This window comes from Stenotrophomonas maltophilia group sp. Smal13, from assembly GCF_030236855.1.
Classification (GTDB): Bacteria; Pseudomonadota; Gammaproteobacteria; order Xanthomonadales; family Xanthomonadaceae; genus Stenotrophomonas; species Stenotrophomonas maltophilia_A.
The window spans coordinates 1-6,360 of sequence record NZ_JASJSQ010000148.1 but is presented as its reverse complement, the minus strand read 5'-3'; the positions used below and the strand labels follow the sequence as shown (position 1 = coordinate 6,360).

The 6,360-nt window shown below is 69.6% G+C and carries 5 protein-coding genes; 3 read left to right on the top strand and 2 right to left on the bottom strand.

The features are described 5' to 3' along the window. Positions 1-156: 156 nt before the first annotated feature. Both xseA and queG read right to left on the bottom strand, forming a co-directional pair. Positions 157-1,488 carry an exodeoxyribonuclease VII large subunit gene (gene xseA / locus QRO95_RS24745; protein WP_285303683.1) on the bottom strand — a complete coding sequence of 444 codons (1,332 nt, stop codon included), beginning with the start codon at positions 1,486-1,488 and terminating at the stop codon, positions 157-159. Positions 1,489-1,532: 44 nt separating this feature from the next. Continuing rightward, positions 1,533-2,603, bottom strand: coding sequence for a tRNA epoxyqueuosine(34) reductase QueG (gene queG, locus QRO95_RS24740; protein ID WP_107431255.1), 1,071 nt, complete (start codon positions 2,601-2,603; stop codon positions 1,533-1,535). 23 nt (positions 2,604-2,626) lie between these two features. Between queG and QRO95_RS24735 the strand changes: the two genes are divergently transcribed. The 3 genes from QRO95_RS24735 to QRO95_RS24725 all read left to right on the top strand — a co-directional run bounded on the left by QRO95_RS24735 (position 2,627) and on the right by QRO95_RS24725 (position 6,235). Next, on the top strand, positions 2,627-4,111 hold the full coding sequence (locus tag QRO95_RS24735) for an NAD(P)H-hydrate dehydratase (RefSeq protein WP_253143612.1): 1,485 nt from the start codon (positions 2,627-2,629) through the stop codon (positions 4,109-4,111). Continuing rightward, a complete protein-coding gene (gene tsaE / locus QRO95_RS24730; RefSeq protein WP_032130506.1) occupies positions 4,108-4,590 on the top strand; it encodes a tRNA (adenosine(37)-N6)-threonylcarbamoyltransferase complex ATPase subunit type 1 TsaE in 483 nt (160 codons plus the stop codon). Before QRO95_RS24735 ends, tsaE begins: the two co-directional genes overlap by 4 nt. 82 nt (positions 4,591-4,672) lie before the next feature. Beyond that, positions 4,673-6,235, top strand: a complete 1,563-nt coding sequence (locus tag QRO95_RS24725; RefSeq protein WP_279913786.1) for an N-acetylmuramoyl-L-alanine amidase — start codon at positions 4,673-4,675, stop codon at positions 6,233-6,235. The last annotated feature ends 125 nt before the right edge of the window (positions 6,236-6,360 follow it).

Below are 6,360 nucleotides of genomic sequence, written 5' to 3'. Positions count from 1 at the left end.
GGCGCCATGGATGGCGCCATCGAGCCCCCATGGATGGGTTTACGGCGTGTCCTGCACAGCCACACCGCCCCGCCATCCCACGGAATACCAGCTTCGGCTGTTGCTGTTGCTTGAACGCTTCTGCAGGTGCAGGGCGCAGCCCTGCCGAACACCCCTTTACTTGACCTGCACCTCGATCACGCCGTCGCCAACGCGGGCCTGCAGGGCGTCACCCGGCTGCACCTGGCCGACGTGCCGCACCAGGGCACCGTCGTCGCTGCGGGTCAGGATGCTGTAGCCACGTGCCACAGTCGCCAGCGGGCTGACCGCTTCCAGCGAACGCGCCAGCCCGCGCAGGCGCAGTGCATCGCGTTCCAGCAGGCGCTGCATCGCAATCTGCGGGCGCCCGCGCAGGGCTGCCAGGCGGCGCTGCATCGCGTCGAGCTGGCGTTGCGGATGGTGCCCGCGCAGCACCGCCGCCGCATGGCGCAGGCGTGCGGCACGGCGTTCCTGCTGCTGGTTGAACGCGGCATGCAGGCGCCGGCCCAGATCGAGCTGGCGGCGGCGCAGCAGGTCCAGCCGCGCCTGCGGGCTCTGTGCGTTCAGGCGCAGCAGGGCGCGGTCGGCGCGCTGCATCGCCTGCTGCATCGCATGCCGTTGCAACTGCACCATGCGGGCGGCCGTGCGGCGCAGGCGCAGGGCCAGTTCGCGCTGGTCGGGTACCAGCAGCTCGGCCGCCACCGACGGCGTCGGTGCGCGCAGGTCGGCGGCAAAATCGCTGAGGCTGAAGTCGGTTTCGTGTCCCACCGCCGACACCACCGGGGTGCGGCTGGCGGCGATCGCTCGGGCCAGGGCTTCATCGTTGAAGGCCCACAGGTCTTCCAGCGAGCCGCCGCCGCGGGTCAGCAGGATCACGTCGTAGCGGCCACTGGCGTCGGCGGCCTGCAGCAGGCGGGTGATCTGCGCGGCGGCACTGCTGCCCTGGACCAGGGTCGGCAGCAGGTCCACTTCCAGCAGTGGGAAGCGGCGGCCGAGCACGCTCAGCACGTCGCGTACGGCGGCACCGGTGGGCGAGGTGATCACTGCCAGGCGCTGCACGTGCGCCGGCAGCGGCCGCTTGCGTGCCGGGTCGAACAGGCCCTCGGCCTCCAGGCGTGCCTTCAGCTCCTCGAAGGCGCGGCGCAGCGCGCCTTCGCCGGCTTCTTCCATGTGGTCCAGCACCATCTGGTACTCGCCACGGGCGTCGTACAGGGTCACCTTGCCGCGCACCAGCACGCGCATGCCTTCGCGCGGCACGAACTTCAGGTACTGCGCCTTCATCCGGAACATTGCCGCGCGCAGCTGCGCACGTGCGTCCTTCAGGGTGAAATACAGGTGCCCGGAGGCAGGGCGCGCCACGCTGCCCAGTTCGGCCTCGACCCAGATCGCCGGGAAGCTGCCTTCCAGCAGGTCGCGGGCCAGGGTGTTGAGCTGGCTGGGGGTGAGGATGTCGTTGTTGCGTGGCTGCATGGGAACGGCGTGCTGCGGGCGGAACGGGGGCTCAGGATCGCACGTCAGCGCACCGTGTGCTGGCCCAGCGCCCACTGCACGTGTTCACGCACCAGCGGCGAGGGATCATCGATGCGGGTATGCAATGCGGCGAGCGCTTCGGCAGAGGACGGTGCGTTGCCCAGGGCCACGGCGATGTTGCGCAGCCAGCGTTCATGGCCACTGCGCCGGATCGGGCTGCCTTCGGTACGGCGCAGGAACTCGGCTTCATCCCAGGCGAACAGCTGGTCCAGCCGCGCGGTATCGAGGTTGTTGCGCGCGCGGAAATCGGCTTCGTCGGTACGCTTGGCGAACTTGTTCCAGGGGCAGACCAGCTGGCAGTCATCACAGCCGTAGATGCGGTTGCCGATCAACGGCCGCATCTCTTCGGGAATGGCGCCGTCGTGCTCGATGGTCAGGTAGGAGATACAGCGCCGCGCGTCCAGCCGCTGCGGGCCGGTGATGGCCTGGGTCGGGCAGACATCGATGCAGCGCGTGCAGGTACCGCAGTGTGCGGTGGCCGCTGCATCGATCGGCAGCGGGATATCGATGTAGATCTCGCCGATGAAGAACCAGGAGCCGCCATGGCGGTCGATCAGGCAGGTGTGCTTGCCGATCCAGCCCAGGCCGGCATTGCGCGCCAGTGCGCGTTCCAGCACGGGGGCGGAATCGACGAATACGCGGTAGCCCAGCGGTGCCACTTCATCGTTGATCTGCGTGGCCAGCTTCTGCAGGCGGTTGCGCATCAGCTTGTGGTAGTCGCGACCCAAAGCGTAACGGGCCACGTAGGCGCGACCCGGGTCGGCCAGGGTTGCCCAAGCTTCGGTGTCGTCCTTGTGGCTGTAGTCCATGCCCACCGAGATCACCCGCACGGTGCCGGGCAGCAGTTCGGCCGGGCGCGCGCGCAGGGTGCCGTGGCGCGCCATCCAGTCCATCGTGCCGTACAGGCCCTGGCCCAGCCAGTCGGCCAGGTGCGCTTCATCCTCGCCCAGCTCGATGCCGGCGATGCCACAGCGCTGGAAGCCATGCGCACGGGCGAGTTCGCGGATGCGCTGCACGGCCTGGGCCGGATCGACAGGGGCGGGGACGGGGGACATGTGCACCAGTATAAAATCCCCGCATGGCCAACCTTGCCGATCTGTTCGATTCCGCTGCCGCGCGTGCGCTTGATGCGCAGGCCTCTGCGCTGGCCGCCGAGGGCGGTTGGGGCCTGATGGCACAGGCCGGCCAGGCCGCCTGGCAGTGCCTGCTGCAGCATTGGCCGCAGGCGCAGCGGATCGGCGTGGTGGTTGGTGCGGGCAACAACGGCGGCGACGGCCATGTGCTGGCTCGCCATGCGCTGCAGGCCGGACGTGAGGTGACGGTGATCGCCTTGCCGGGGAAGCCACCGTCAACCGCGCTGGCACAGCGTGCAGCATCGGAATTCACATCCGACGGCGGCACCCTCACCGATTTCGACGGCGCGCTTCCCGAGGCCGATATCTGGGTCGATGCCCTGTTCGGGCTGGGCTTCGATCGCGTGCCGGAGGGCGTGGCGCGGACGCTGATTGCCGCGCTCAACGCGCAGGCGGCACCGGTTCTGGCGCTGGACGTCCCCAGTGGCGTGGATGCCGACCGCGGCGCCGTACCGGGCGAGGCGGTGAGGGCAGCGCTGACCGTGCAGTTCATCGTGCCGCATCGCGGGCTGTACACCGGCGATGCGCTGGACCATTGCGGGCGGAAGGCGCTGGCGCCGCTGCAGCTACCCGCGGCCGCATGGCAGGGCGTGTCACCCGCTGCGCAGCTCTGGACGCAGGTGCGCCTGCCAGCCCTGCTGCCGCCGCGCCGCACCAACACCCACAAGGGCGAATCCGGGCACGTGCTGTGCGTCGGCGGCAACCATGGCAGCGGCGGCGCCATCGCCATGGCGGCTGAAGCGGCGTTGCGCGCGGGTGCTGGATTGCTGAGCCTGGGCACCCGCCGCGACCACGTTGGCCCGTTGCTGGCTCGGCTGCCCGAGGCCATGACCCATGCCCTGGAAGATGGTGACGCGCTGCCGGCACTGCTGGACAAGGCCAGGGTGGTGGCGATCGGCCCCGGTCTGGGCCAGGACGAATGGGCGCGCGCACTGTTTGCGCGGGTGCTGGCCAGCGCCAGGCCACTGGTGGTCGATGCCGATGCACTGAACCTGCTGGCGCAGGATCCGCGCGCGCTGCCCGACGCCATCCTTACGCCACACCCGGGCGAGGCCGCGCGCCTGCTGGGTTGCAGCACGTCTGACATCCAGGCCGATCGCTTCACCTGCGCACAGGCACTGGCCGAGCGCTTCCACGCCGTGGTGGTGCTGAAGGGCGCCGGCAGCATCGTCGCAGCGCCGGGGCAACGGCCACGACTGATCGCGGCTGGCAATCCCGGCATGGCCGTGGGTGGCATGGGAGACCTGCTGACAGGCATCATCGCCAGCCTGCGTGGGCAAGGCCTGGCCGCCTTCGATGCCGCCGCCGCTGGTGCGCTGTTGCATGCGCTTGCCGGCGACGTCGCTGCCGCCGACGGCGCGCGCGGCCTGCTTCCTACTGATCTGCTGTCGCCGCTGCGGCGACTGGCCAACCCGGAACTCTCCCGATGATCGATTTCTTCCTTGCCGACAGCGATGCCACTGAACTGCTCGGGCAGTGGCTGGCCGCCACCCGACCGCCGCAGGCGCTGGTCGAACTGCGCGGCGACCTGGGCGCCGGCAAATCCACCACCGCCCGCGCACTGCTGCGCGCACTGGGCGTGCAGGGGGCGATCCGCAGCCCGACCTACACCCTGGTCGAGCGCTATCCGCTGGCCAGCGGTGGCGAGGCCTGGCATCTGGATCTGTACCGGATCGGCCAGGCCGGCGAGCTCGATTTTCTCGGGCTGGACGAGGGCAGCGCGGTGTTGTGGCTGGTGGAATGGCCGGAACGCGGCGCTGGCGCGCTGCCGCCGACCGACCTGGTGGTGGCGCTGGAGATCGAGGGGCAGGGGCGTCGCGTCCGTCTCACTGGAGCCAGCGACGTCGGACATGAATGGCTGGAACGGCTCCCCCAAGGGGGCGACTTGCAGGCCATTTCTGTCGGCTGACGAGAACAAACACCGGCAGGTTACGGATTATTAAGGAAAAAGGTGTTGCATTCCGTTCAGCGCGGTGATTGAATCCTGAGCCATGCGCCCGGGGAACCGTCTCATTGCCATCTGTGCCGCCGTCGGACTGAGTCTGGCGAGCGTCAGTGCGTGGGCCGGTGAAGTCCGTCAGGTCCTGCTGAATACCGGCGCCACCGGCACCCGTGCCGAGATCTCGCTGGTCGGCAGTGGCGGTTACAAGACCTTGTCGCTGGCCGGACCGAACCGCCTGGTGGTCGATTTCCCGGACTCCAGCGCCATACGCAACCTGAAAATGCCGGCCGCGCAGGGCGTGGTCACGGCGGTGCGTACCGGACAGCCGGTGCCGGGGACCTTCCGTGTCGTTTTCGACCTCGCTGAATCGGTGGCGCCGTTCCGCCCACAGATGCAGCGCGAAGGCAATGAATCCAAGCTGGTGATCGAATGGCCGGGCGATGGCGCGGCCGTGGCCGCCAGCCGCCCGCCAGCGACGCCGGCGGTGCAGCCGCAGGCACCGGTCAACACGCCCGCACCGACGCCGGCCGAGAGCGCGCAGTCGCGCAACGACGCCGCGCGCGCCACCGCGCTGTTGACCGCGCAGGTACAGCAGCAGGCCAGCGCCGCCGCTGCCACACCGGCTACTCCGACCCCGGCCCCGTCCACTGCACCGGCCCAGGTCGCGGCAGCGGGCACGGCTGCCAGCAGTACGCCGTCCGCATCGCCGGCTGCGATCCTTGCCGGCCAGCGTACCGCCGCCGTGGTAACCACGCCGCCGGCCACAGCGCCTGCACCGGTTCCGACCACGGTGGTGCCACCGCGTCCGGCCATGCCCAGCGATGCCTCGCGCATCCGCATGCAGGCTGGCATGCGCCACCTGGTGGTGGCCATCGATCCAGGCCACGGCGGCCAGGACCCCGGTGCGATCGGCCCGACCGGCAAGCGCGAGAAGGATGTGACCCTGGCCGTAGCGCGTGAGCTGGCCCGTCAGGTCAACGCGACGCCGGGCCTGAAGGCCTACCTGACCCGCGACAGCGACGTGTTCATTCCGCTGCCGATGCGCGCGCAGAAGGCGCGTGCGAACAAGGCCGACATCTTCATTTCGATCCATGCCGACGCGGCGGAAAACCGTTCGGCCACGGGCTCGTCGGTGTACGTGCTGTCGACCAAGGGCGCTTCTTCGCAGCGCGCCCGCTGGCTGGCGGACAAGGAAAACGCGGCCGACCTGGTCGGTGGCGTGCGCCTGCAGCAGACCGAAGGCACGCTCGCCAACGTGCTGCTGGATCTGGCCCAGAGCGGCTACATGAAGGCGTCCGAGGACGCGGCCGGCCATGTGCTGGGCGGCCTGAAGCGGATCGGCAACAACCACAAGCCGAACATCGAGCGCGCCAACTTCGCGGTGCTGCGTACTTCGGACATGCCGGCGATGCTGGTGGAAACCGCGTTCATTTCCAATCCGGATGAAGAGCGCCGCCTGATCGACCCGGCCTACCAGCGCAAGATCGCCGGTGCGGTACTGGACGGTGTGCACACGTTCTTCAGCCGTCAGCCGCCGCCGGGCACGTTGTATGCCGCCCGGGCCCAGGCCGAGATCGACGCCGCCGGCACCATGGCCGGCGGCAGCAAGTAACCCGCCGAAGGCGGGTTACTGCTTTCTGTAGAGTCGAGCGGCGCTCGACTGGGCCTTCCCGGTAGCCCGTCAGTCGAGCATGGCTTGTATGTTCCTCCCGGCTCCTACGCGGTATGTAGGAGCCA